The sequence below is a fragment of the Vibrio pelagius genome (assembly GCF_024347575.1).
GTDB lineage: Bacteria > Pseudomonadota > Gammaproteobacteria > Enterobacterales > Vibrionaceae > Vibrio > Vibrio pelagius.
This window is the reverse complement of record NZ_AP025504.1, coordinates 1,327,635-1,351,683: the sequence shown is the minus strand read 5'-3', so window position 1 is coordinate 1,351,683 and position 24,049 is coordinate 1,327,635. Positions and strand designations below refer to the sequence as shown.

Below are 24,049 nucleotides of genomic sequence, written 5' to 3'. Positions count from 1 at the left end.
CCCAATTTATCATACCAGACTCTGCTAATGGCTCTTAAACCTACAATCTACAAATTTCGTATCTCACTCACAGACATGAATCGAGACTACTACGACTCGTTCAACCTCACTATCGCACAACACCCTTCTGAGACAGAACAACGCATGATGGCTCGTATCATGGCGTTTTGTATCAATGCATCACCAGAGCTTCAATTCACTAAAGGTCTGTCGACCATTGAAGAGCCTGATCTATGGCAAAAGTCTCTTGATGATCAGATCTTAGAGTGGATCGATGTTGGAGAGCCGGATCCTGAACGCGTTAAAAAAGCCACTCGCTTAGCAAAGTCAGTTAAAGTATTTAGCTTTAACACCAAGTCGAATGTTTGGTGGGAGCAAAACCGAGGTAAGTTTGGCTACTTGAACGCTCAAATTGTTCGCCTGAGCAATGAGGGCATAGAGCAAATGGCTGAAATGACGGAACGTACGATGGATTTGTCAGTGATGCTATCGGGCAATTCAGCCTTTGTGAACAGCGATACCAAGTCAGCTGAAGTGACCTGGGAAGAGCTACAAAGCAACGAATAGCACCCGTACGATGAGTAAACTCGAACACTGTTTATCAGAAGCAGGCTTTGCACAGATCCAGGCCCTAAAAATTGGGTTTGAGCAAGAGTCGAAAGACTTTATCCAGAGCAATCAGTCATTGTTCAAACATGCGTGTGAAAACAAACCTGACAACTCCAGTATTCAAACCCTACTTGGCTTGCTGACGAAAACGCACATCGATGCCTGCTATGAATTTAGCTCTGACAAAGATGCCAGCGAAGCGATGCAGCAGGTACTAGAAGAGACGGTTGGCCAAGAGCACAGTCAGAAATTCAGCCACTCAAGTTCAAAGAAGCTGCAATTCATCACTCACCTTTGGTTATTTGTTCAAGGTCGTATGGGAATGGATTACAGCCTAGCGAACGATCACGCCGCCGCGACAGCTGCCCTACTTTGTAGAATCGTAAGACAAACCGAAGATGAGATTCGTGTCTCGTTTATGGGTAGCTTCTACGATGGGTTGAGCATCTATCAAGCTCAGAATAAACCATCAGGTTTAATTCATAATCTTAAGCGCTTGTTTAACCTGTCTTAATCGCTTCAAACTCAAATGAAAATGCGCTTTACTGCCTGTTGAGCGCATTCATTTCAAACTATGCCTTCGTAAAAGATTCCCTACTACGCTCGTCCCTCGCTTTAGGGAATGACGAGTGTATCTTCTTGCCATCCCTCGACCTGTTGCCCAATGACTCTAAGATACAAATAACAAGAACACCGCCTCTCTTCTCAAAATACTTCCTCATTCAAACGCCTACAAATACCGTCATCCCCGAGAAGGAGGGACGACTGAGTCGGGGATCTATCGCCAGCGCAAAACCACATTTGCATAAAGAAACTCCCCGTAACGCTTGCTGTCGCGTTAGGCAATGGTGCGAATCAGATACAAAAAACCCCGCAGACTGCGAGGCTTCGAATACTTCTTGTCGATTTATCTTGTCGATTTAAGTAGTGAAATCAAACTTATCTAATCAATCGTAGATTAGCGTAAACCGTGTAAGAACTCATGACGAGTTGCTGGGTTTGACTTGAAAATTCCACCCAAAGCAGTTGTGGTCGTTTCACTGGTTGCATCCATCACGCCACGAGACTTCACGCAGTAGTGAACTGCATCCATTGTTACCGCAACATCATCGGTCTCAAGCAGAGTTTGAAGTGCAACTAAAATTTGCTGAGTCATGCGCTCTTGAACTTGTGGGCGCTGAGCAAAGAAGCGAACAATACGGTTGATCTTAGAAAGACCAATGATTTTTCCACGAGGAATATAAGCAACCGCCGTTTTGCCATCAATCGTCACTAAATGATGTTCACACGTGCTGGTTACCGTGATGTCTTTCACACGTACCATTTCACGAACGCCCATTTTGTTTTCGATCACAGTGATTTTAGGGAAGTTGGCGTAATCCAAACCAGAGAAGATTTCATCGACATACATTTTAGCAATACGATGTGGTGTTTCTTCCAAGCTATCATCGGTTAAATCAAGTTCTAGAAGAGTCAGAATCTCACGCATATGGTGTTCGATTCGTTCCTTTTTCTCTTCACGGCTTACCTGATTCGGGCTCATTGGTGTTTCTAACCCGCGGCTCGCTAGCGCATCTTTAACCAACTTCGCTGATTCGCTAAGACCTGACATTGAACTTCCTCTTCTATTACCCCTTTTGGATGGCAGACAAGGATACTCGGAATTTTGAATAATTACACCCATATTTTAAGGGAGGTCATTATTTACGGGCCTCAAACTATGCTAAAGTGGCATCAATTTCGTTGATACCGATGTACCAACAAACAAATCAAAATAATAACGATCAAAGGAATTCAATTATGGGCTGTTGCGACGCTCCGGGCTTAATGCCAATTGAAGAAGCACTTGATAAGCTGCTATCACCAATTACCCCAATTCAAGATACACTATCACTGCCATTGGCAGATGCTCTAGGTTACGTTCTTGCTGAAGATATTCTCTCACCTATTTTTGTTCCTCCTTTTGATAACTCAGCAATGGATGGTTATGCCCTTCGTCTAGCAGACCTAGAAAATGGCAATACTCTCCCACTCGCAGGTAAATCATTTGCGGGTCAGCCTTTTGAAGGTGAATGGCCACAAAACACCTGTGTGCGCATTATGACTGGCGCTAAGATTCCAGAAGGTTGCGATGCGGTCATCATGCAAGAAAATACGCGTGAAACCGAAAACGGCATCGAAATTCAACAGACTGACATCAAGCCAAACAACAACATTCGTCCAACGGGTGACGACATCAAGCAAGGTGACGTTGTGCTGAGTAAAGGCGAACGTCTGACACCTCGTGATATTCCAATGATCGCGTCTCTGGGTATTAGTCACATTCAAGTGTTGCGCAAACCTAAGGTTGCTTTCTTCTCTACTGGTGACGAGCTTAAACCTCTAGGTCAACCATTAGAAGATGGTCAGATCTACGACAGCAACCGCTACGGTATTAAACCACTGATTGAGGCTTTCGGCTGCGAAGCCATTGATTTAGGCATCATTCCTGATTGCCCTACTACGCTGAAGCAAACATTCGAAAAAGCGCAACAGCTCGCTGATGTTGTCGTGACTTCTGGTGGCGTGAGTGTTGGTGAAGCGGACTACACCAAAGACATCCTTGAAGAACTTGGTCAGATTGGTTTTTGGAAATTGGCAATTAAGCCGGGTAAACCTTTTGCATTTGGCGAACTAGAGAGCGCTTGGTTCTGTGGTCTTCCCGGCAATCCAGTATCTGCGGTTCTGACTATGTACGTCCTCGTACAACCGATGCTCGCTAAATTGGCTGGCAACACTGCTTGGAAAGCACCTGAGTCGATTCCCGCGACAACACGTTCTGCATTTAAAAAAGCGCCGGGGCGTACCGACTATCAACGCGGCATCTACACCATCGAAAATGGTCAGTTCGTTGTCGAAACAACAGGTAACCAAAGCTCAGGCGCGTTCCGATCAATGAGCCTCGCGAACTGCTTTGTGGTACTTGAACGTGAGCGTGGTCGTGTCGAAGCAGGTGAAACTGTTCAAATCCAACTGTTTAATTCAACACTCTACTAACGAGGCTTGTTAATGGAAATTCTGTCTGATGCGGAGATGCTTCGCTACAACCGCCAGATCATTCTTAAACAGTTCGATTTTGAAGGGCAAGAAGCCCTCAAGCAAAGCTCTATTCTAGTATTAGGAGCCGGCGGCTTAGGCTGTGCAGCGTCCCAATATCTGGCTACAGCGGGTATTGGCAAGCTCACGCTCATCGATGATGACGTAGTAGAGCTATCTAACTTGCAAAGGCAAGTGTTGCATACCGATGCTGACATCGGAAAGAAAAAGGTCGAGTCGGCAGCGGAATCACTCAAACAGCTGAATCCTTATTTGAAGGTAGAAACAGTAGACCGACGTCTGTCAGACGATGAACTAGATGGCCTGATTCGATCTCACACATTAGTGCTGGATGCGTGTGACAACGTAGAGACGCGTAATCAACTCAATCGATTGTGCTACCAAGCAAAAGTTCCATTGGTCTCTGGTGCAGCGATTCGTATGGAAGGTCAAATCAGTGTATTTACCTACCAAAACGAGAACGCTCCGTGCTATCAATGCTTAAGTGCGCTATTCGGCTCGGCTTCGCTTAGCTGCGTTGAGGCTGGCGTTATGGCACCGGTTGTGGGTATGGTCGGCGCGGCACAGGCTTTGGAGGCCATTAAAGTGATCGCGCAATTTGGCTTTTCAAAAGAAGGGAAGCTGCTTATCTTAGATGCAATGTCACACAGCTGGCACGAGATGAAATTGATGAAAATGCCGACCTGTACCGTGTGTGGTGTCTCCAAATAAACATCACACTACAACGCACTTCCTATTAAGAGCTTCATCCCTGGATTTGAAGCTCTTATTCTATTCACTTCCCCTTATTTTCATTTTGAAAACTCTCTACGCGACTTGGCTTATCTCGACTCCAATTCAATTCTCATTTTGAGAAAGCCAAAAAATGAAAACACAAACTCAATAAATACAATAACTTAAAATTGGCATAAGAATTGATACTCATAAATTATCTTCCATCACAAGGATGCTGCTATGAGAATTCCAACGTTAAGTTTGCTACTCGGTGCACCGCTTCTAGCCCAAGCTGCGCCTTTCGATACATGCCCAAGTCAGGCATACCTTTTCCAATCTACACCGGTTCAAGTATACGGCGTTAACCTAGTCACTGGGTCGACCACGCTATTACAGTCAGATACAGGTATTAACGCTAACATAAATGGTGTCGGCTTTAGCTTTGACGACCGCTATATCTATGGCTATGACACGACCAATAAACGCATCGTTAGGTTAGGCTCAGACTTCCAAGCCGAGGTTGTTAACACCAGCGGTCTGCCAACCGACCACACTTTTTATGTCGGTGATGTTTATAACAGCACTTACTACCTATACCGAACCGGAAAAGGCTTGTTCACGATTGATCTTACACCGCTCGCGTCAAACCCCAACGCAGTCCTACCTGTTGTGAAAGTATCTGATGTTGCTACGGTCAAACTCACTGACTTTGCGTTTCATCCGAGTGACGGCAAGCTCTACGGAATCGACAACAATTCTGGTGTGCTCTACTCCTTCGATCCAAACACCGGCGCTACGATATCAATTGGTGATACCGGAGAAACAGGAACCTTTGGTGCCGGCTATTTCGATGTCAATGGTAACTACTATGTTTCACGTAACCAAGACGGCAAAATCTACCGTGTAAATCTATCACCAGATAACTCTGCCAATATCGCTGCCGGTATCGTGCCTGCCATTGAGTTTGTATCAAATGGCCCTAGCTCTAATCAAAATGATGGTGCACGCTGTGCCAATGCTCCAGTGATCAATGAAGATTCAAATATCGACTTCGGTGATGCACCAGATAGCTACTTGACACTGCTAAGCAGTAATGGACCGCGACATGAATTAGACGGTGTTACATGGCTTGGTAGCGAAGCCCCAGATGGCGAGCAAGATGGTTTCGAATCGCCACATTCTGATGAAACAACCGGCATAGACGATGAGTGGACTAACGGCGGTATCGGATTTGTTACCGCTCTCGAAGCTGGTCTTGATTCCAAAGTCATGATTGAAGCGTCAACTACAGGTTACCTATCCGCTTGGATCGATTGGAACCAAGATGGCAGCTTTGATGGCGAGAACGAAAAAGTGTTCTCTGACTATCAACTCTCTGCTGGTGAAAACGAGCTATTCCTAAATGTCGATGTTAATGCTTTAACGGGTACGACATGGGCTCGTTTCCGTTTCAGCCAACAGACCAACCTAGAGTATTACGGTGGCTCTACTTCCGGTGAAGTTGTTGATATTCAAGTCGATGTACTGAATGATGGAGCTACCGCTCGATACTTCCCAAGTGCATCGGGGTACGCCACGCTCGCTTATGAAGATAATTGGCCTTACAAAGCTGACTACGACATGAATGACGCTGTACTTCGCTATCGCATTACAGAGATCGTAAAAGATGGGAAAGTCGTCAAATCAACGATTGATGGTCGCTTAGTAGCGGTCGGGGCGGATTACCTTAATGGCTTTGCTGTACGTCTTCCAAACTTAGCGCCAAGCTCTGTCAGCACTGGTAACTCTTACATGAAAGAGAATGGTGTGTTCACGACTCTCAATATGGAAAGCGGTCGCAGTGAAGCCATTTTTGTTGTCGCTGAGAACCTGACTGAAAAAATCGCCACCAGCTGTGATTTCTATCGCACACAAAATGGCTGTAAAGACGATGAACAATTTGCCTTCCAAATTGGTATTTCATTAGAAGGAGAAGGCGTTGACGCGAACGCTTGGACGGATATGCCATACGACCCATTCATCTTCGCGACTCCCGGTCATTACCATGGTCCAAACTTACCTTTACATCCAGGTCGTAGTTGGGAAGTTCACTTAGCTGACCAAGCACCCACCGAAGCCTTCGATAGTGCAAACCTATTCGAAACTGGCCTAGGTGTTGATGACAGCAGTCCAAGTGAAGGCAAGTACTTCAAAACTGCAGAGAACCACCCTTGGGCATTAATGATTACGTCAACAGCCGAGTGGGAATGGCCACAAGAACGTGTAGACATCGTAACGGCATACCCACAATTCAAGATGTTTGCAGAGTCTGGCGGCGAAGAGGCGACAACCTGGTTCCAGTCTCCGGAAGCTGACCAATGTTACGACTTGAAATCTGAGGAGTAATCATGATGAACAGACAAATGAAAGCCTCACAACCACATATTAGCGACAACAACACAAACTCATCGGCACAACAGAAGCATTTACAACAAGGAAGCGGAGTCATGGTTAAACAAGCATCATTAATAATACTACTCGCCACCACTACATTAATCTTTGGTTGTGGTGGAGGTGGGGGCGGCGGAGGTGGCGGTTCAACGGCTGCACCCGCTCCGGCAGTGGCAAGCACGATGTCCGACTTAACCGTACCCGATGGTTTTGACTACAACCCAGTCGAGCAGCATGACCTTAATATCGACATCAGTCATATATCGACGAACCGTTCATTCGTATCTGTGTACAGCCGCTATTCTGAACGCAGTGACGCGACTTTTAAGCCAGACTATTCAAGCCGATTACTAGCGGGGTCATTAAACAACGGACAATTTAGCTCTTCATTTACCGCTCCAATCAGCGAGGAGAACATCCTGATTGAGATCTGGTTCTATGATGGTCAAGCGCCGCTTCAGCAAGTGGTTTCATCAGATGTGATGCAAGTTACGTGGTAGAGACCCAACCAAATACGAGCGAGCTCATATGGGCTCGCTTTTTGTTGTTAGTTATCTCACGAACTTACTCGGAGAAGTTCGTAATTGAGTATAATTGGCGTATCTTAAAACTAACCGCACATAGTCTAGGAACCCAAACAACTCTATGAAACAGATAAAGTTAGCGTTTGTTATTCTAGGTTTGGGGGGTGTAGTTTTAGTGGCGTTAATTCAGTTAACCGCCCATTCCTCTGTTCCTGTAGAAAAGCGAGCGATCGTCATAGCGAATACCCTTACCCAATCGCTTGATGGCCACCGTCGTTACTTAACCTTAAAACTTGGTGATGAGCCAAGCTTTCGATTGTCAGTCCCTGCAACTCTTGAATGCCCCATTGATTCTATAGTGATTGTTGATGCATTATTGAATCAAGCTACTGGGCAACAAAGCTATAAATATCAGCACTGTATCGCCGCAGACAGCACCCAATAGCTTGCCCGAAGTTCATCTTTTTTAAATATCTCAAATTAAACAATAACAACACAGGAAGTGGAGCACTATGACTCAATCTCTGATCACACCCGCTCAGTTGCACGAGCTGCTACAACAGCAAGACATTATTCTTCTCGATGCCAGTATTGAATTTCAAATCCCAGGCGAAGCAAAAAAAATTACGGACCAGTTTATTCCGGGCTCAGTGAGATTCGACTACGACAAAGACTTCTGTCATAAACACACCTTGCTTCCGCACATGTTCCCTACCGAGAAACACTTCAACGAACGTGCTCGAGCGCTTGGTATAAACAATAACAGTACCGTTGTGGTGTATGACAATGCAGGTACGTTTGCCTCACCACGCGCTTGGTGGATGTTCTTAGCTATGGGCCATACCAATACTCTGATTCTAGACGGTGGTTTACCTGCATGGATAGAGAGCGGCTTCGAGACCGTTTCAAACTACACAAGTGCCGACACTTTGGGTGACTTTGAAGGCACCTTAGACGAACAGTACTTCATCGATGCTGATCAAGTAAACGACTACTCGAAAACGCAACAAGCCAATATTCTTGATGCACGCTCTCAAGCTCGTTTCGACTCAAAAGTACCAGAGCCTCGTCCGGGACTAAGAAGCGGTCACATTCCACACTCTGTTTGTCTCCCATTTTCTCAAGTCATGGAGCAAGGGCGTTTAAAATCAGAGCAGGAACTCAAAACGGTCTTCAGCGATTTAGACATTCACCAACAGTTACCCATGGTCTTTAGCTGTGGTTCCGGGGTTACAGCTTGTATTATTTTGCTCGCTGCGAAAATGGCGGGATACCACAATCCCATGAGTGTTTACGACGGTTCATGGACAGAATGGGGATCCAATGAAAACCTGCCGATCGAAGTGACCAAATCATAAACGTCAGCTCAAAAGGTCATCCTACTCAACCAAATAACAGATGATTTTGATCGAAATTATACTCAATCAATATGTGTTTTGTTACTATACAACAGAACAGGTACGGTGCTCTTTTTTATAATTTCGATTCAAGGTTTCTCAAAATTGGCCGTTACATGAGTGTTATCTAGATCCAAAGGCGTTGTATGGCTGTATTCAAAAAAAATATCTGGACGTTGTACGTATTAATCGTACTGCTGACTTTGATACTTTTTTCTGCGTTTGGGATTATCAAATGGCAAACTAACCGAGACGACTTTACGCGCCAGCAGCATATGCAACTAGAACTGTTTTCGAACTCTATCGAATCTCTTCTTACTAGCCAAGAAGCGCTACTGGAAGTCGTCGGCCATCAACTACTCCAACAATCCGATTTTACTCGTACAGCCGCACTCCAGATCCGTCCTATCTTGGACAAGCTACTTGACACTCACCCAGCCATCGCCGCCTTCGGCTTGATCAATCCTCGAGGAGAATATTTAGCCGTTAGCTCGAATTTGCTGCTGGCTGAACAACCCAATCTTCTCAACTATGACTACACACGCGACTCATTTTTGGAAGCGATTGAAAGCCAAAAAATGGTGCTAGGCCGAACCTACTTTCAAGACTCCTTAGGTACGCTGGTTATCCCTATTCGTAAGTCAATTTCCATCAACGGCACTGATGTAGCCGCGGTAATGACGGCTGGGTTAAAGCTCAATAGCACTATCCTATTTAAAAAGAACGTTAATACGGCTGAATACAATAGTTTAAGCCTACTACGTGACGATCTATATCAACAATTCTACTCAAAAGATGTGGTTTCGCTGAGACCCTACTCGACCCCCGTTGATCGGAATATGGTCGAGCATATCAACAATAGCTTTACCAAGTCGCACAAAATCACGATCCAAGATGCCAAGGAAAGTGGAAAAATTTATTCAACAATCGTGGAGCAACAAGGCAACAATAGCATCGTAACCAAGAGGTACCTAAACGATTACAAACTTTGGGTTATCGGTACAACAGAACTTGCTCATGTCGATCTGGTATTTTGGGAAGAATTTAGTATCTACATTGCCGTTTTCTTGCTGCTACACGCTGGCTTTTATGTATTGGTAAAATCGATTTCAAAGAGTGAGCTTCGCACACGCAAGCAACTTATCTACCAAGCGAATCACGATCCGCTGACCTCTTTACCCAATCGATTCTATATGCGTCAAAATATCAGCAAGTGGCTTGATGATGAAAAACATCCGTTTACTTTGCTATTTATCGATATCGACAATTTTAAGAGTGTGAATGACACGCATGGGCATGATTTCGGCGATAAGATTCTCAAACAAATCGCCCTACGCCTTAGTCGCTTCCAATCACGCTTAAGCCTCGTAATAAGAGACGCAAGTGATGAGTTCTTATTCTTAACCCCTCTTTCCAATGAGAGAGAGTTGCAACGCTTGGCGGAACGAATTATTGAGGTGTTATCGAAACCTTATGACGTAGACGAATCACAGTTCCTGTTAAGTTGCAGTATCGGGATCGCTCAGTTCCCACAGCACGGCACAGATCTAGATAGTCTTCTGCGTTCGGCTGATATCTCAATGTATAAAGCGAAACAGCAGCAAAACTCGTACAGCATGTTCACTGCGGAGATGCAGGAAACTCACCTATACAAAATGAAGGTTGAGCAAAAACTGAGAGTTGCTGTTGAGAAGCAGACCCTCTTTATGGTGTTCCAGCCGCTTCTACGAGCAGATGGCACTGTTCATGGCGTTGAAGCACTGGTGCGCTGGATCGATGATGAGCTAGGATTTGTGCCACCTGACGTCTTCATTCCCATCGCTGAAAAAACGGGGTTAATGCCTAAATTGGGTGAGTTCATCATTGAATCCAGTATTCAGCAGATTGCACACCTGCATCGGATCGAAAAGTTGAAGCTGGGTTTGTCAATCAATATTTCTGTGCGCCAGTTTATGCACGCTTCATTTACAGAACACCTATTAGCGACGCTTGAAAAATACCAGTTCCCTAGTGACTATCTCACGCTGGAGATCACCGAGAACTTATTCATAGAAGATGTACAACAAGTACGCCCTATATTTGAATCACTCTATGATAAAGGCATTAAGATCTCACTGGATGATTTTGGTACGGGGTACTCTTCTCTGAGCATGTTGAAGGCATTACCTATCTATGAATTGAAGATCGATAAGAGCTTTATTGAGAACATTAACTGCGATACCCAATCTCTGACGATGGTTCAAAACATCATCGCTATTGGTAAAAACTTTGGCATGGTGGTACTGGCAGAAGGCGTCGAGACCAAAGAGCACTTCGATGTCTTGAAGGCTTGCCACTGTGACTTAATGCAAGGCTATTACTTTGCTAAACCAATACCATATGAAGAGCTTAGCCAATACCTAAAGCGATATACACCTTCAGTTGAGGAAGAGTGCGAAGCATAAAAAATGGAAGCCGACGCTTCCATTTTTGTTTATTTTACCCAAGTAAGTCTGATCGAATGTCGCTAACTAAATAAACCCACAAATGAGTTACTTAGCACTTCCACCCTTTTCTGCATATTTCATCTGCTCATCCAAGTTGAGAACAGTCAATGCGTTGCTTACGCTGGTTGCAATCACATCCACAACCCCAGTACGAAGTGCACCAAGCAGTGCAAGCGGCTTACTATTCTCAGCAGCAATAGCAATCACCTCAGCAATCGGGCGAAACTCTTCCAAACCCAAGCCGATAACACGGTCACTCATTACCGTATTAGCTGCTTTACCGTGTACATCGAAGAAATCATAACCTGCAAAATCACCAACGACACCTTGTAGCAAACGAGATTGAACCACCTCACCCGCCGTAAACCAGCCTAGATCCACCATGTAGCTGTTTTCACTCATATCACCAATGCCGACTAATGCTACATCAGCTTTTCGGGCAAGGTCGAGAGTTTGCTTAACGGTACTATTTTCCATAAAGGCAGTTTTTTGCGCTTTATTCTCGGCATAAGCCGGGGCATACAAGGTTTCCGACGAACCACCGTACTTTTTCGCTAGCTGACGGCAAATGTGGTCGGCATTAAACATCCCCCCTCTTGGGTGAATACCTCCGATACCACATACGAACTTACAATCACGTGGCGTAATTACACCAGTGTAGTGCGCCACAGACGATACGTTACGCCCCTGGCCTACTGTCACTACCATGCCGTTTTTTAAGGTACTGGTTAGGTAATTAGATACTAAACCTGCGACTTGTTGTCGTTGTTGCTCTTCATTCGGTTGATCCAGCGCAACAAGTGCGCGCTTAACACCAAAGCGCTCAATTAAGCGCTGCTCAATTTTGGCACTAAACACCGGGTGGTACTTTACCGTAATTTCTACGATACCTTCGTCTCGCGCTTGCTTGAGCATTCGACCAACCTTTGCACGAGAGATTGAGAACTTTTTCGATATCTCTTCTTGTGTCGCACCGTCTTGATAGTAGGCAACCGCCACTTCAGTGAGAAGATCAGTATTTTCTTCCGACACATCTTGAATATTCTTACTCATATACCACCCAACAAGTATTTAACAATTTATTCACCTAAATAAGCAGCAAATGCCCGATAGCAAAGCAACTGTCGCATCAGTTTACATCATGAACATTTGTAATGGTAGAAAACAAATGATCACATAGAACTTTGTCATCAAAGAGTCATTAAACGGCTTAACACACAAGCATTAAACGTTTGCTTTCAGACCCCGTGTTTATTGGAGTAAATTATATTTGATTAAAGTCACTTTACTGCACTACTTCCCATTGACTTTAGCGCGAGATCGGATAAATATGGCTTCATCATTTACTCAGCCAACGAACATATGTTCGAAGCAAATGTTCGTCAGCTCGAAATTTTAAAATTAATGAACAACTGAACCAATGATTTGGTGATGAGTCGTTTATTAGCTAGCTTGCAAATGCCCACATCTCCCCTCTCACGAGATGTTATGCGATAGATAGGATGATCAAAATGAGCAACAAATTAGAGCAACTTCGTAAACTAACGACAGTAGTAGCAGACACTGGTGAAATTGACGCAATCAAAAAGTATCAACCAGAAGACGCAACCACTAACCCTTCTCTGATTCTTAAAGCGGCTCAAATCGCAGAGTATGCACCGCTTATCGATGCTTCAATTGAATACGCTAAAGCACAAAGCTCAGATAAAGCACAACAAGTTCAAGACACTTGTGACATGCTTGCAGTAAACATCGGTAAAGAAATCCTGAAAACAATCCCAGGCCGTATCTCTACAGAAGTTGATGCGCGCCTTTCTTACGACACTGAAGGCAGCGTAGCGAAAGCTCGTCAGCTAGTAAAAATGTACAACGATGCTGGCATCACTAACGATCGTATCCTAATCAAACTGGCTTCTACTTGGGAAGGTATCCGCGCTGCTGAAATCCTAGAGAAAGAAGGCATCAACTGTAACCTTACTCTTCTATTCTCATTCGCTCAGGCTCGTGCTTGTGCTGAAGCTGGCGTATTCCTAATCTCGCCATTCGTTGGTCGTATCATGGATTGGTACAAAGCGAAAGAAGGTCGTGACTTTGAAGCTCAAGAAGATCCAGGTGTAATCTCAGTAACTGATATCTACAACTACTACAAAGACTACGGCTACAACACTGTTGTTATGGGCGCAAGCTTCCGTAACATCGGCGAGATCCTAGAACTTGCTGGTTGTGACCGTCTAACTATCGCTCCTGCTCTTCTAGCTGAACTAGAAGCCGCTGAAGGTGAAGTTGTAGAGAAGCTAGTTGACTCTAAAGGCTCTAAAGAGCGTCCAGCTCCAATGACTCACGCTGAGTTCCTATGGGAGCACAACCTAGACGCTATGGCAGTTGAGAAAGTTGCAGAAGGTATCCGCAACTTCGCTGTTGACCAAGGCAAACTTGAAGACATGATCGCAGCTAAGCTGTAATCACACAGAATTAAAAAAGGGGAACGTTTGCGTTCCCCTTTCAATTTCCAATTTCAATATTTAAACACTGGTAGTTATTATGGATCGTAAACATTTAGCTAATGCTATTCGTGCTCTTAGCATGGACGGCGTACAACAAGCAAACTCTGGTCACCCTGGCGCACCTATGGGTATGGCTGACATTGCTGAAGTTCTTTGGCGTGATCACCTAAACCACAACCCATCAAACCCAGAGTGGGCAGACCGCGACCGTTTCGTTCTTTCAAACGGCCACGGCTCTATGCTGATTTACTCTCTGCTTCACCTAGCAGGCTACGAGCTATCAATCGAAGATCTTAAGAACTTCCGTCAACTGCACTCTAAGACTCCAGGTCACCCAGAGTACGGTTACGCACCAGGTATCGAAACAACTACTGGCCCTCTAGGTCAAGGTATCACTAACGCTGTTGGTATGGCGCTTGCTGAGAAAACTCTAGCAGCACAATTCAACAAAGAAGGCCACGACATCGTTGACCACTTCACTTATGCATTCATGGGTGACGGCTGTCTGATGGAAGGTATCTCTCACGAAGCATGTTCTCTAGCAGGTACGCTAGGTCTTGGTAAGCTGATCGCTTTCTGGGATGACAACGGTATCTCCATCGATGGTCACGTTGAAGGCTGGTTCTCTGATGATACACCTAAGCGTTTTGAAGCATACGGCTGGCACGTAATCCCAGCAGTAGATGGCCACGATGCTGAAGCAATCAACGCAGCAATCATTGCAGCAAAAGCAGATCCACGCCCTACTCTAATCTGTACTAAGACTATCATCGGTTTTGGTTCTCCAAACAAATCTGGTTCACACGACTGTCACGGTGCACCACTAGGCGCTGAAGAAATTGCAGCTACACGTAAAGAACTTGGTTGGGAGCACGGTCCTTTTGAAATTCCGTCGGAAGTCTACGCAGAATGGGATGCGAAAGAAGCAGGCGCAGCTAAGGAAGCAGCGTGGAACGAGAAACTTGCAGCTTATGAAGCAGCATACCCTGAGCTGGCAGCTGAATTCAAACGCCGCGTAAACGGTGAACTTCCAGCACAGTGGGAAGAGAAAGCAAACCAAATCATTGCTGATCTTCAAGCAAATCCTGCAAACATCGCATCACGTAAAGCATCTCAAAACGCACTAGAAGCGTTCGGTGCTATGCTACCTGAATTCCTAGGCGGCTCTGCTGACCTTGCACCATCTAACCTAACTATGTGGTCTGGTTCTAAGTCTGTTTCTGCTGAAGATCCAGCGGGTAACTACATCCACTACGGTGTACGTGAATTCGGTATGACGGCGATCATGAACGGTATCGCTCTGCACGGTGGTTTCGTACCATACGGCGCTACTTTCCTAATGTTCATGGAATACGCTCGTAACGCAATGCGCATGGCTGCTCTGATGAAAGTTCAGAACATTCAAGTTTACACGCACGATTCTATCGGTCTTGGCGAAGATGGCCCAACTCACCAACCAGTTGAGCAAATGGCTTCTCTACGTCTAACTCCAAACATGAGCACATGGCGCCCATGTGACCAAGTTGAGTCTGCAGTCGCTTGGAAACTGGCTATCGAGCGTAAAGACGGCCCAACGTCTCTAATCTTCTCTCGTCAAAACCTTGCACAGCAAGAGCGTAGCGAAGAGCAAGTAGCTAACATCGCGAAGGGTGGTTACATCCTGAAAGATTGTGCAGGCAAGCCAGAGCTTATCCTTATCGCTACAGGTTCTGAAGTTGAGCTAGCGGTTAACGCTGCGGCTGAACTGACAGCTGAAGGTAAGAAGGTACGTGTAGTATCTATGCCTGCAACTGACGCATTCGACAAGCAAGACGCGCAGTACCGTGAATCTGTACTTCCATCTGACGTAACAGCTCGTATCGCTGTAGAAGCTGGCATCGCTGACTTCTGGTACAAGTACGTTGGCTTCGGTGGCAAGATCATTGGTATGACAACATTCGGCGAATCTGCACCAGCAGGTGAGCTATTCAAGATGTTCGGTTTCACTACTGAAAACGTAGTAAACACAGCGAAAGAGCTTCTAGCTTAATCTCTACATCTGGATACTAAAACGCCCCGCTACAGTTAGCGGGGCGTTTTTTATTGAATCTCTTCAACATTGACTTCAGTACTGAACTTGACGGTTTTGGTCGACACTGACGTGTGAAAAGTATCTCTACAAGAGCCTCAATAGTTAATCAAAAGTCGACCTGACTAAAGAAAAGCCCCGCGAGTGCGGGGCTTGATATTCTATGGATGCCAAACTGAGCTATTGTTACTTCTCTTCAAAACGCTGCGCAAGCATGTGGAACTCCCCTACTTGATTCTTAAGATCATCTGAGTTCTCTTTAACTGAATGTGTCGCCGCTTGGTTTTGTTCCGCCGTCGAAGCAATAGACTGAATATGCAGGTTCACATCGCTAGTAAGCTGACGCTGTTGGTTAGCTGCGTTCTCAACAGACTGCATCAATTGATTCATCTGTCCCATTAACGTCTCAACCTCAGAGAGTCGCTCAGAGCTTACCTGTGCAGATTCACCACATTTTGCGGTTTGCGCTTGGTTATCCAAGATATCACGCTGCCACCCTTCAATGGTGTGTAGCATAGTTTCAATGCTCTCTTTGATCTGTACCGTCGCTTTAGAAGTGCGACCTGAGAGCGCACGAACTTCATCGGCTACCACAGCGAAACCACGCCCCTGCTCGCCCGCACGCGCCGCTTCAATGGCAGCGTTCAAAGCCAACAAGTTAGTCTGTTCAGCAATACCACCAATCTCTTCCATCATTTTACTGACGTTCTGAGCTTGGTCGCTTAACTGATAAGTCGTTTGAGTCGCCTTTTCAGCCTGTACATTCAAACTATCAAGGTTGCTGTGCGTTTGGTCGATGCTCTCTTTTGCACTTGCACATGTCTTGAAGGTGATATCTACGATCTGGTGCGCTTCTTGAGTTGTCGATGACACTTCATTCGCCGTCATTTCTACTTCGGCCGTCGCTTCACGCACTTCAAGGATGTCTCTGGTTTGTTGATCAAGCGCTTCCGTTACTTGATAAGAAGTCGCGCTCAAGTTATCTGCCAAATCTTGAATTGGCTTCGCTGAATCGGTCATTCGACCTAATACAGTACGGATACGAGCCGAAGCCAACTTAAGGTGGAAATCGGCAACCGAAAACTGGCTATTGCCTGAGTACACTAAACGGCTAACACTATCAAACTTAGATTGAAGCTTTTTAAGCTCGCGCGGTGTATCGATAAGTTCTTGTCTAAATAACAATGCGAGTGCAGAAACAGGTAGCAAGCTACACAACCACTGTGCTGCCTGACCTAGATCCTCCATCATGTTCGATAGTACTGGAGCCGAAAGCGAGCCTAGAAGAATCGCATAGCGAACACTGTCACTGATTTGTAATGACCACTGGCGACCACTCTTCTCAGCCTTTAATAAACCTTGGTAAGCTTTATCTGCAACTTGTACCCATTGAGCTTTAGGCTTCACACGAACCGACTGGTAACCACTAATTACACCATCATCGTAGATCGGCGTTACGTAAGCATCTACCCAGTAATACCCTCCAGACTTGGTTTTATTCTTAACAATACCACGCCATGCCTTACCTTGTTTAAGGTTGACCCACATGTCGGCAAACGCGGCTTTGGGCATTTCATCATGACGAACAATATTATGATTTTGGCCCAAAAGTTCATCTTGTTCGTATTCTGCAATGCGACAAAATGCCTCATTGCTATAAGTAATCACGCCTTTTAGGTCGGTCGTCGATACCAACTGATCAGTATCGTTTAAAAGTGTTTCCCGTTGTTGAGAAGAGAGGCTGGCAGTCATTATCCGTTGCTTATTAGTATTTATAATTTTAGCAGGCGAATATAAACAATTATTGAAATTATGACAAAATATGAACGTCACATTTTAGATAAATGACGGGACTTTATTCGTTTCTTACCGCAATCGCTCACAAATACAACAAAGCCTCAGATTCAACCCGAGGCTTAATAGAAATGATCATAGGACTCTGCGTTGTGACTTTATTACACAAATAGACTATGCATAACGACAAGGACCAAGATGATCTTCAGGCAGCGTCTTGTACCTTCTGTGTAACCACATCCAAGCACAGATGTCTTTTAGGATTATGCGTTCGATTTCTTGGTTCATAACTTGCGCTGCAACTTCTGGCTGCTTACGTGGGAATTTATGGCTGAAATCTTCGCTGATCTGTAGCTCATAGACACCACCTTTTCTGACACTAACTCCTGACATTACTGCGCACTTAGTTGCATCAATTAAAAACCCTGTGCCCGCTGTCGTTGAAGCTTTATCGACACCAAAGAATGGCACAAACACAGAAGCGTTTGCTCCATAATCATGGTCAGGTAGATACCATAAGCGATTGCCTGATTTAAGCACTTTGAGCATACCTTTTAAATCAGAACGATCGATCATTTTATGCCCTTTACGCGTTCTACCATAATGCTGAATAAACTCATAGGCAGCATTACTGTGCGGTCGATATACACCGTAACCCGGTGCAAATAGGCTAAAAATTCGGGCAGTCATTTCTAGATTAAGAAAATGACCACATGCCACCAGCACACCGCGCCCATTCTCTTCTTGCTCAAGAATGAGGTCTTTCCCCACTACACGCATGTGACGCTTCACTCGCCAATCAGGCCAGAACCAAGCCATGCCGGTTTCAATCAAAGCCATTCCTGCGTATTCAAAGTTTCGTCGAACTAATTTCTCAACTTCTTGAGCAGACAACTCAGGAAATGCTAATTCAAAGTTACGTCGTGCCACCTTCGCACGCTTGCTGATAATCAACCTTGCAAGCTGACCAACGCCCTCTCCGATAAAGACCAAGACTCGATAAGGTAGAAGATTTACTAATAAAGCTAAAAAGCCAAAACCAAACCAGACACACCAATATTTTGGCAACAACAAAGACAACGTTAACTTTGGACGATCTACTACTTTCATTACGCCTCCTTGAATAAAAGCAGCGTAATTATACATACGATTCATGAAAAAAAAGTAAATATCGAATAAAGCTATGTAAAGAAACTATCGAATAGGAAACTGCAACCTACACATCCAATACAATATGTAGAAATTATGAACTTTTGGCTCTATATCAGATAGGTCACGATAAAAAATCACAATCAAAGTGCTCGTCCAAACCGAGTGAGCACTTCGCTTAAAAGCTTGATGTTTACTGCGTTACTGATGGGCTGCTTGCTTTCTTTGCGCTGAATGCAAACACCATGATCACCAGCAACACAAACGGCAATACGTAGATGTTAAGCATTTGCCAACCAACCGTAGATTCAAGCCAACCTGAGAGAAGTGCCGTAACACTAACACAGCTAAAGACCACAAACTCATTCAAAGCCTGCGCTTTAGATTTATTCTTCGCTTGGTAAGATTGGCTAAATAACCCTGTCGCCGCAATAAACATAAAGTTCCAACCAACCCCGAGCAACACAAGCGCCGATCTGAAGTGCCAAATTGACTCGCCGTGTATATTGATAGCAATACACAATAAAAACAGTACTGCGCCAGCTAAAATCATACGTTTAGCGCCAAACTTCTCGATTAGCCCACCCGTAAAGAATGCAGGAACGAACATACCTAATACATGCCACTCAATCACGCCAGCTGCTTTGGTAAAATCAAAGCCACATCCAATCATCGCAAGCGGAGTCGCCGTCATTAAAATGTTCATCACCGCATAAGAGACCATAGCAGCAAACACAGCGCCAACGAAGTTAGGTGCTTTTATCATGGTGCGCACTGGGTCTGGCTGAACTTGTTGAGTTGTTAGGTTGAACTTAGGAAACTGAACTGTCTGGAGAATAATCAATGCCAGCACGTTCAACCCGATTAGTGATGCGAAAGCACCAATATAGAGACCATCTTGTGACCACTGCTGAGACATTACCGCCAAGTTAGGCCCCAATACGGCAGCCAAAACCCCACCCGCCATTGAAATGGATATTGCACGATGGCGCGCATCTTCGCTACACACTTCAATCGCAGCAAATCGATACAAAGTACCAAAGCCGATCCCTATACCGAGTAAAAAGGTCGCAAAGCAGAACAGGTAAAAGTGGTGAGTTGAGAGCGCGAAGGTCGCTAAGCTCGCACCAGAGATACCGACTATATTACCGATACTAAAGCCTCGCTTGCGCCCCAACTTCCCAGAGATGAGAGACGCAGGAATGGTCGCCGCCATTAGACCAAGAAATTGCAGTGCCACAGGCAAAGTGATCATACTTTGACTCGGCGCGATCTGTTTTCCGATCAAACCAATCACAGAGATAAGAAGAATATTGCCAGTCATCAATAGAGCCTGACAGAGGGAGAGTATCCAAACGTTCCTGTTCATTTTGCCACCTTTTATGCATCAGGTGGCAACTACAACAAATCAACAACAAAGTTGCAACCCTTTAATCGCTGACACTTATAACGATATCCTTATCAATTCTGACCACTATGACTTATGATAATTAGAGATTGTGATAATGATTTGTTATATAGGCTGGTAATGATTAATCCACTATGGCTCAACACCTTTAAAACACTTGTGGAAGTGGGTCACTTCACTCAAACGGCAGAAAAGCTCTATATGACTCAACCCGGAGTCAGCCAACACATAAAGAAGCTAGAACAAGCCTGCAACTGTTCCCTACTTTCTCGCGAAAACAAAACCTTTGAGTTGACCGAGCAAGGTCGAATTATCTATCGCTACGCGCTTAAGCTAAACAAGGAACAAGAAGAGTTGTTTGAATCTCTGCGGTTTGATAATCCTTTCGCAGGCCAATGCAACCTGTCGTGCTCTGGTACCCTTGCTCTTCAGCTTTACCCCGACTTTCTCGAACTGCAAGCCGAGCATCCAGAACTCAGCATTCACGTCGAGGCTTCACCCAACCAACGAATATTCAATGATGTGTTACAAGGAACGATTGATGTAGGCATCGTGACTCAACTACCGAACGATCGAGTCTATCAAACAGAAATGATTGGTAAGGAAGCCTTGTGTCTGATTACTCACAAGAGCTTGGAAAACGTCGAGATTACTCCAGAGAAGCTCCACGAGTTGGGCCTAATAGCTCACCCTGACTCAACCCATTATCTCTCTCTGTATTTCGATTTATGTGGTGATGATGCGGTGAAAAAGCTCAATATTAACGAACTTCCTAAGACGGGATACATAAACCAGCTTCATCAAATTCTACTACCCGTCTCCAAAGGACTTGGTTTTACAGTGCTGCCTGAAGGCGCAGTCGAAAACTTCCCGCATAAAGATCAACTGCACGTAGTTCCACCCAAGGTCAAAGTGGAAGAGGCACTCTACTTAGTACAGAAGAGAAACCGTACCCTACCACGTCGATACGACACTGTGATTGACCTGATTAAGCAGACCTTCATCGACAGTTTGTAAGTTCATAAATAATTCAACCAGCGATTTAGTAAGTACAGGTCACAATTTAGACGCCTTTTAGAAAGATGCAAAGTCCTGGTTACTTCCTTTATGAACCTGTCATTGGTGCTATTTACTCCAGCGCCTCTCCGTTTTCGAAACGTAAAAAAGCCGCTCAATTTGAATTGAGCGGCCTGATGATTTTACTGGCTCGTATTAAGCAGTGGTTTCTTGTTGCGCACTTTCAACTGTGTCGTCAACAGCTTTGACTAGAAGTAAGCCTACTAAGAAAACGATAAGTCCACACAGTACGAAGACTAAACGTCCCCACATTGGGTTTGGCAATACAAACATCGTCATAACACCAACACCCGCAACCGCAATAAGTGAACCCAACATACGACGTTGTTTATTATCTAGTTTCTTCTGCTCAGTGCTCTCTGCAACCAATGGCGTTGCTAGGTTGTCGAAGAACTTGTCTACGTCTTTCTCACGATGTTCAGCAAGAGGCTTGTAGAACAGCGTTGATAGTACGAAGAAACCAGCAGTAAACACGATGTGACCAATCAGACCAATAGCCACTTTAAGATCGGCCCACTCACGACCAGTAAGTTCGTTCAAACCAAACCAGCCTTCAATCATCTCCGCTGTGATAACAAAACCGACGAAGTATGATACGAAACCACCAACAACCAATGTACCCCAACCAGCCCAGTCTGGTGTCTTACGAATAAAGAAGCCACAGAATGCTGGAATAGTCATAGGGAAGCCAATCAAGGCACCGACATACATCATCGTATCGAATAGGCTCAGACCCTTCAGCGAGTTAATGAACAAAGCAACAAGGATGATAGAGATACCGAAGAAAGTAGACGTTAGCTTAGAAACAATCACCAACTCTTTTTCATTCGCATTTGGACGTAAAATCGGCTCGTAGAAGTTCTTAACAAAAATACCTGAATTACGGTTTAGACCAGAGTCCATTGAAGACATAGTTGCCGCAAACATCGCTGCAATCAATAAGCCCACCATACCTACAGGCATGTACTCCTGTACAAAGTATAGATAAGCGAAGTCAGCCGCTTTGCTACCTGCTTCTGGGTATTGAGATGCTAAATCGACACCTTGACCTGCAATGAACCAAGAAGGCATGAACCAGATGATTGGACCAAGCGTCATTAACACACAAGCCAGCAGTGCAGCTTTACGCGCGTTGTTCGAGTCTTTAGCCGCAAGGTAACGGTAAGAGTTCAACATGTTGTTGGTAATGCTGAACTGTTTTAGGAAAATGAACACAGCCCAAATACTAAAGATGCTCAGGTAGTTAAGGTTATCACCGGTAATGAACGAATCCGTTGGGAAGTTATTAACGATATTGGTTACACCACCACCGTGGTACATTGCAACAACAGCACAAGTGACCGTTACAGCCATAATGATGACCATCTGCATGAAGTCAGATGCGATAACCGCCCAAGAGCCACCCGTTACTGACATCACCAATACAACCAAACCAGTAAGAATGATGGTTGTTGTCATATCGAAACCGAAGATGCCTGATGCAATGATTGCAAGACCATTCAACCAGATACCGGCAGAGATAACACTGTTAGGCATACCAGACCAAGTAAATACCTGCTCATTGACCTTACCAAAACGCATACGAATTGCTTCAATAACAGTCACCACACGTAACTGTCTGAATTTTGGTGCAAAGTATAAGTAGTTCATTAAGTAGCCGAACGCATTAGCGATAAAGATGATCGCAACAGCAAAGCCATCGGTAAACGCTTTGCCCGCAGCACCGGTAAAGGTCCAAGCACTAAACTGAGTCATGAAAGCAGTAGCACCAACCATCCACCAAAGCATGCTACCCCCTCCTCGGAAGTAGTCACTTGTCGTACTAGTAAACGTTCTAAACATCCACCCTATTGCAATTAAGAAGAGAAAGTAGATACCTACTATTAATGTATTGAGTTCCATCGTGGAGACCTTCTATTTGTTTTTTTGTTGCCTCGACTATAGATATAGACAACCAACATTTGTACTACAATACTTCAAATGCGTGATTCAAATCTTAAATTTGGACAAGTAAACACGTGTTGAGTGATCGAGCTCAAATTCATCAGACGATAGAGAAAATAAAAGCTTTTCAGATGTCAATTGAAGATAAAAATTGTGAATCTTCACAGATAAATCATATAAAATATCGATATCATACTTGAAAGCCAATATTCGAATTTGAAATATCAAGTAAGATTACTCATCTAAAACGGTCTAATCGATTCATTACATTAGGAACCTGCCACTCATAATGACCAAGATTAAGTAATACTAATAAGTCTATTAGTATCCAATTGACACCTGGATGTTTCTTAATACACGAGCTGAAAAACGAAGACTTAAGGAGTGTTTAGCTTAATTAGGGGGTTCAATTAAGCAAAAAAAACGCCCATGTAGCCTGTATCAACATGGGCGCAAAGGCAGCATTGCCACCACCTTCTTCTATATCAACAAAGTTCAACAGAAGTCGTCATTAGTATAGTTGGGAGCAAGAATTGAAATACCGGTGTAAGGCATTTCAATCAATGCCTAAGATCCGATAGCCAAAGCGAATCAATCAAACTACAACATACCGTTGCCAAATGCTTCTCCGCGTCAGCTGTAATAATATTAATGTATTACAAATAAAAATAAAGCGGTTATTCTAATTTCCATGATTGAACGCACAATTCTTAAATATCTATTTGCCAATTAAACTTCTGGCAAACTCACCAACACCCTATAAAACAGATGCTTAGCATATTTATTTCAGAGTGTAACGGTTTGTTACCGCCCATTTTGTCATCACAAGTTGATCTAATTCACAGATCA

The 24,049-nt window shown here is 44.5% G+C and carries 18 protein-coding genes; 12 read left to right on the top strand and 6 right to left on the bottom strand.

All coding sequences use genetic code 11. The features are described from left to right. The first annotated feature begins 27 nt into the window (after positions 1 to 27). Entirely contained in the window at positions 28 to 567 is a 540-nt protein-coding gene (locus tag vsple_RS20035) for a YaeQ family protein (RefSeq protein WP_261883580.1), read from the top strand. Between the two features lie 10 nt (positions 568 to 577). Beyond that, positions 578 to 1,123 (top strand): hypothetical protein, encoded by a 546-nt coding sequence (locus vsple_RS20030; RefSeq protein ID WP_261883579.1) that lies wholly within the window; start codon positions 578 to 580, stop codon positions 1,121 to 1,123. A gap of 444 nt (positions 1,124 to 1,567) precedes the next feature. Here vsple_RS20030 and folE read toward each other — a convergent pair whose 3' ends face one another. Further along, positions 1,568 to 2,221 carry a GTP cyclohydrolase I FolE gene (folE, locus tag vsple_RS20025; protein WP_150870299.1) on the bottom strand — a complete coding sequence of 218 codons (654 nt, stop codon included), beginning with the start codon at positions 2,219 to 2,221 and terminating at the stop codon, positions 1,568 to 1,570. 188 nt (positions 2,222 to 2,409) lie between these two features. Between folE and moeA the strand changes: the two genes are divergently transcribed. The 7 genes from moeA to vsple_RS19990 all read left to right on the top strand — a co-directional run bounded on the left by moeA (position 2,410) and on the right by vsple_RS19990 (position 11,214). After that, on the top strand, positions 2,410 to 3,645 hold the full coding sequence (moeA, locus tag vsple_RS20020; RefSeq protein ID WP_261883578.1) for a molybdopterin molybdotransferase MoeA: 1,236 nt from the start codon (positions 2,410 to 2,412) through the stop codon (positions 3,643 to 3,645). 12 nt (positions 3,646 to 3,657) lie between these two features. Then, the gene (gene moeB / locus vsple_RS20015; RefSeq protein WP_261883577.1) at positions 3,658 to 4,416 is read left to right on the top strand and encodes a molybdopterin-synthase adenylyltransferase MoeB; all 759 of its coding nucleotides are present in this window, start codon (positions 3,658 to 3,660) and stop codon (positions 4,414 to 4,416) included. Between the two features lie 243 nt (positions 4,417 to 4,659). Then, positions 4,660 to 6,804 (top strand): LruC domain-containing protein, encoded by a 2,145-nt coding sequence (locus vsple_RS20010; protein WP_261883576.1) that lies wholly within the window; start codon positions 4,660 to 4,662, stop codon positions 6,802 to 6,804. A gap of 5 nt (positions 6,805 to 6,809) precedes the next feature. Further along, positions 6,810 to 7,349, top strand: a complete 540-nt coding sequence (locus vsple_RS20005) for a hypothetical protein (protein ID WP_261884026.1) — start codon at positions 6,810 to 6,812, stop codon at positions 7,347 to 7,349. Between the two features lie 145 nt (positions 7,350 to 7,494). After that, positions 7,495 to 7,818: a hypothetical protein gene (locus tag vsple_RS20000; protein ID WP_261883575.1), complete on the top strand. Its 324-nt coding sequence runs from the start codon at positions 7,495 to 7,497 to the stop codon at positions 7,816 to 7,818. Positions 7,819 to 7,885: 67 nt separating this feature from the next. Then, the gene (locus tag vsple_RS19995; protein ID WP_261883574.1) at positions 7,886 to 8,731 is read left to right on the top strand and encodes a sulfurtransferase; all 846 of its coding nucleotides are present in this window, start codon (positions 7,886 to 7,888) and stop codon (positions 8,729 to 8,731) included. 185 nt (positions 8,732 to 8,916) lie between these two features. Next, complete coding sequence (locus vsple_RS19990; protein WP_261883573.1) at positions 8,917 to 11,214, top strand: putative bifunctional diguanylate cyclase/phosphodiesterase; 2,298 nt, start codon at positions 8,917 to 8,919, stop codon at positions 11,212 to 11,214. Between the two features lie 87 nt (positions 11,215 to 11,301). On the opposite strand, the gene vsple_RS19985 is transcribed toward vsple_RS19990, so the two are convergent. After that, positions 11,302 to 12,309 (bottom strand): sugar-binding transcriptional regulator, encoded by a 1,008-nt coding sequence (locus vsple_RS19985; protein ID WP_261883572.1) that lies wholly within the window; start codon positions 12,307 to 12,309, stop codon positions 11,302 to 11,304. A gap of 458 nt (positions 12,310 to 12,767) precedes the next feature. Here vsple_RS19985 and tal point away from each other — a divergent pair, with 458 nt between their 5' ends. Further along, complete coding sequence (gene tal, locus vsple_RS19980; RefSeq protein WP_261883571.1) at positions 12,768 to 13,718, top strand: transaldolase; 951 nt, start codon at positions 12,768 to 12,770, stop codon at positions 13,716 to 13,718. Positions 13,719 to 13,797: 79 nt separating this feature from the next. After that, positions 13,798 to 15,789, top strand: a complete 1,992-nt coding sequence (gene tkt / locus vsple_RS19975) for a transketolase (RefSeq protein WP_261883570.1) — start codon at positions 13,798 to 13,800, stop codon at positions 15,787 to 15,789. Positions 15,790 to 16,014: 225 nt separating this feature from the next. On the opposite strand, the gene vsple_RS19970 is transcribed toward tkt, so the two are convergent. The 3 genes from vsple_RS19970 to vsple_RS19960 form a co-directional block, all read right to left on the bottom strand. Continuing rightward, a complete protein-coding gene (locus tag vsple_RS19970; protein ID WP_261883569.1) occupies positions 16,015 to 17,580 on the bottom strand; it encodes a methyl-accepting chemotaxis protein in 1,566 nt (521 codons plus the stop codon). 216 nt (positions 17,581 to 17,796) lie between these two features. Next, positions 17,797 to 18,732: an LpxL/LpxP family Kdo(2)-lipid IV(A) lauroyl/palmitoleoyl acyltransferase gene (gene lpxL / locus vsple_RS19965; RefSeq protein ID WP_261883568.1), complete on the bottom strand. Its 936-nt coding sequence runs from the start codon at positions 18,730 to 18,732 to the stop codon at positions 17,797 to 17,799. Positions 18,733 to 18,964: 232 nt separating this feature from the next. After that, on the bottom strand, positions 18,965 to 20,140 hold the full coding sequence (locus vsple_RS19960; RefSeq protein ID WP_261883567.1) for an MFS transporter: 1,176 nt from the start codon (positions 20,138 to 20,140) through the stop codon (positions 18,965 to 18,967). Between the two features lie 159 nt (positions 20,141 to 20,299). Here vsple_RS19960 and vsple_RS19955 point away from each other — a divergent pair, with 159 nt between their 5' ends. Further along, positions 20,300 to 21,196, top strand: a complete 897-nt coding sequence (locus tag vsple_RS19955; protein WP_261883566.1) for a LysR family transcriptional regulator — start codon at positions 20,300 to 20,302, stop codon at positions 21,194 to 21,196. Between the two features lie 195 nt (positions 21,197 to 21,391). Here vsple_RS19955 and vsple_RS19950 read toward each other — a convergent pair whose 3' ends face one another. Further along, on the bottom strand, positions 21,392 to 23,158 hold the full coding sequence (locus vsple_RS19950) for a sodium:solute symporter family transporter (RefSeq protein WP_261883565.1): 1,767 nt from the start codon (positions 23,156 to 23,158) through the stop codon (positions 21,392 to 21,394). Positions 23,159 to 24,049: the final 891 nt, after the last annotated feature.

Coding starts and splice junctions, on each gene's coding strand:
- vsple_RS20035 (WP_261883580.1), top strand. CDS start 28: ATGGCTCTTAAACCTACAATCTACAAATTTCGTATCTCACTCACAGAC.
- vsple_RS20030 (WP_261883579.1), top strand. CDS start 578: ATGAGTAAACTCGAACACTGTTTATCAGAAGCAGGCTTTGCACAGATC.
- folE (WP_150870299.1), bottom strand. CDS start 2,221: ATGTCAGGTCTTAGCGAATCAGCGAAGTTGGTTAAAGATGCGCTAGCG.
- moeA (WP_261883578.1), top strand. CDS start 2,410: ATGGGCTGTTGCGACGCTCCGGGCTTAATGCCAATTGAAGAAGCACTT.
- moeB (WP_261883577.1), top strand. CDS start 3,658: ATGGAAATTCTGTCTGATGCGGAGATGCTTCGCTACAACCGCCAGATC.
- vsple_RS20010 (WP_261883576.1), top strand. CDS start 4,660: ATGAGAATTCCAACGTTAAGTTTGCTACTCGGTGCACCGCTTCTAGCC.
- vsple_RS20005 (WP_261884026.1), top strand. CDS start 6,810: ATGAACAGACAAATGAAAGCCTCACAACCACATATTAGCGACAACAAC.
- vsple_RS20000 (WP_261883575.1), top strand. CDS start 7,495: ATGAAACAGATAAAGTTAGCGTTTGTTATTCTAGGTTTGGGGGGTGTA.
- vsple_RS19995 (WP_261883574.1), top strand. CDS start 7,886: ATGACTCAATCTCTGATCACACCCGCTCAGTTGCACGAGCTGCTACAA.
- vsple_RS19990 (WP_261883573.1), top strand. CDS start 8,917: ATGGCTGTATTCAAAAAAAATATCTGGACGTTGTACGTATTAATCGTA.
- vsple_RS19985 (WP_261883572.1), bottom strand. CDS start 12,309: ATGAGTAAGAATATTCAAGATGTGTCGGAAGAAAATACTGATCTTCTC.
- tal (WP_261883571.1), top strand. CDS start 12,768: ATGAGCAACAAATTAGAGCAACTTCGTAAACTAACGACAGTAGTAGCA.
- tkt (WP_261883570.1), top strand. CDS start 13,798: ATGGATCGTAAACATTTAGCTAATGCTATTCGTGCTCTTAGCATGGAC.
- vsple_RS19970 (WP_261883569.1), bottom strand. CDS start 17,580: ATGACTGCCAGCCTCTCTTCTCAACAACGGGAAACACTTTTAAACGAT.
- lpxL (WP_261883568.1), bottom strand. CDS start 18,732: ATGAAAGTAGTAGATCGTCCAAAGTTAACGTTGTCTTTGTTGTTGCCA.
- vsple_RS19960 (WP_261883567.1), bottom strand. CDS start 20,140: ATGAACAGGAACGTTTGGATACTCTCCCTCTGTCAGGCTCTATTGATG.
- vsple_RS19955 (WP_261883566.1), top strand. CDS start 20,300: ATGATTAATCCACTATGGCTCAACACCTTTAAAACACTTGTGGAAGTG.
- vsple_RS19950 (WP_261883565.1), bottom strand. CDS start 23,158: ATGGAACTCAATACATTAATAGTAGGTATCTACTTTCTCTTCTTAATT.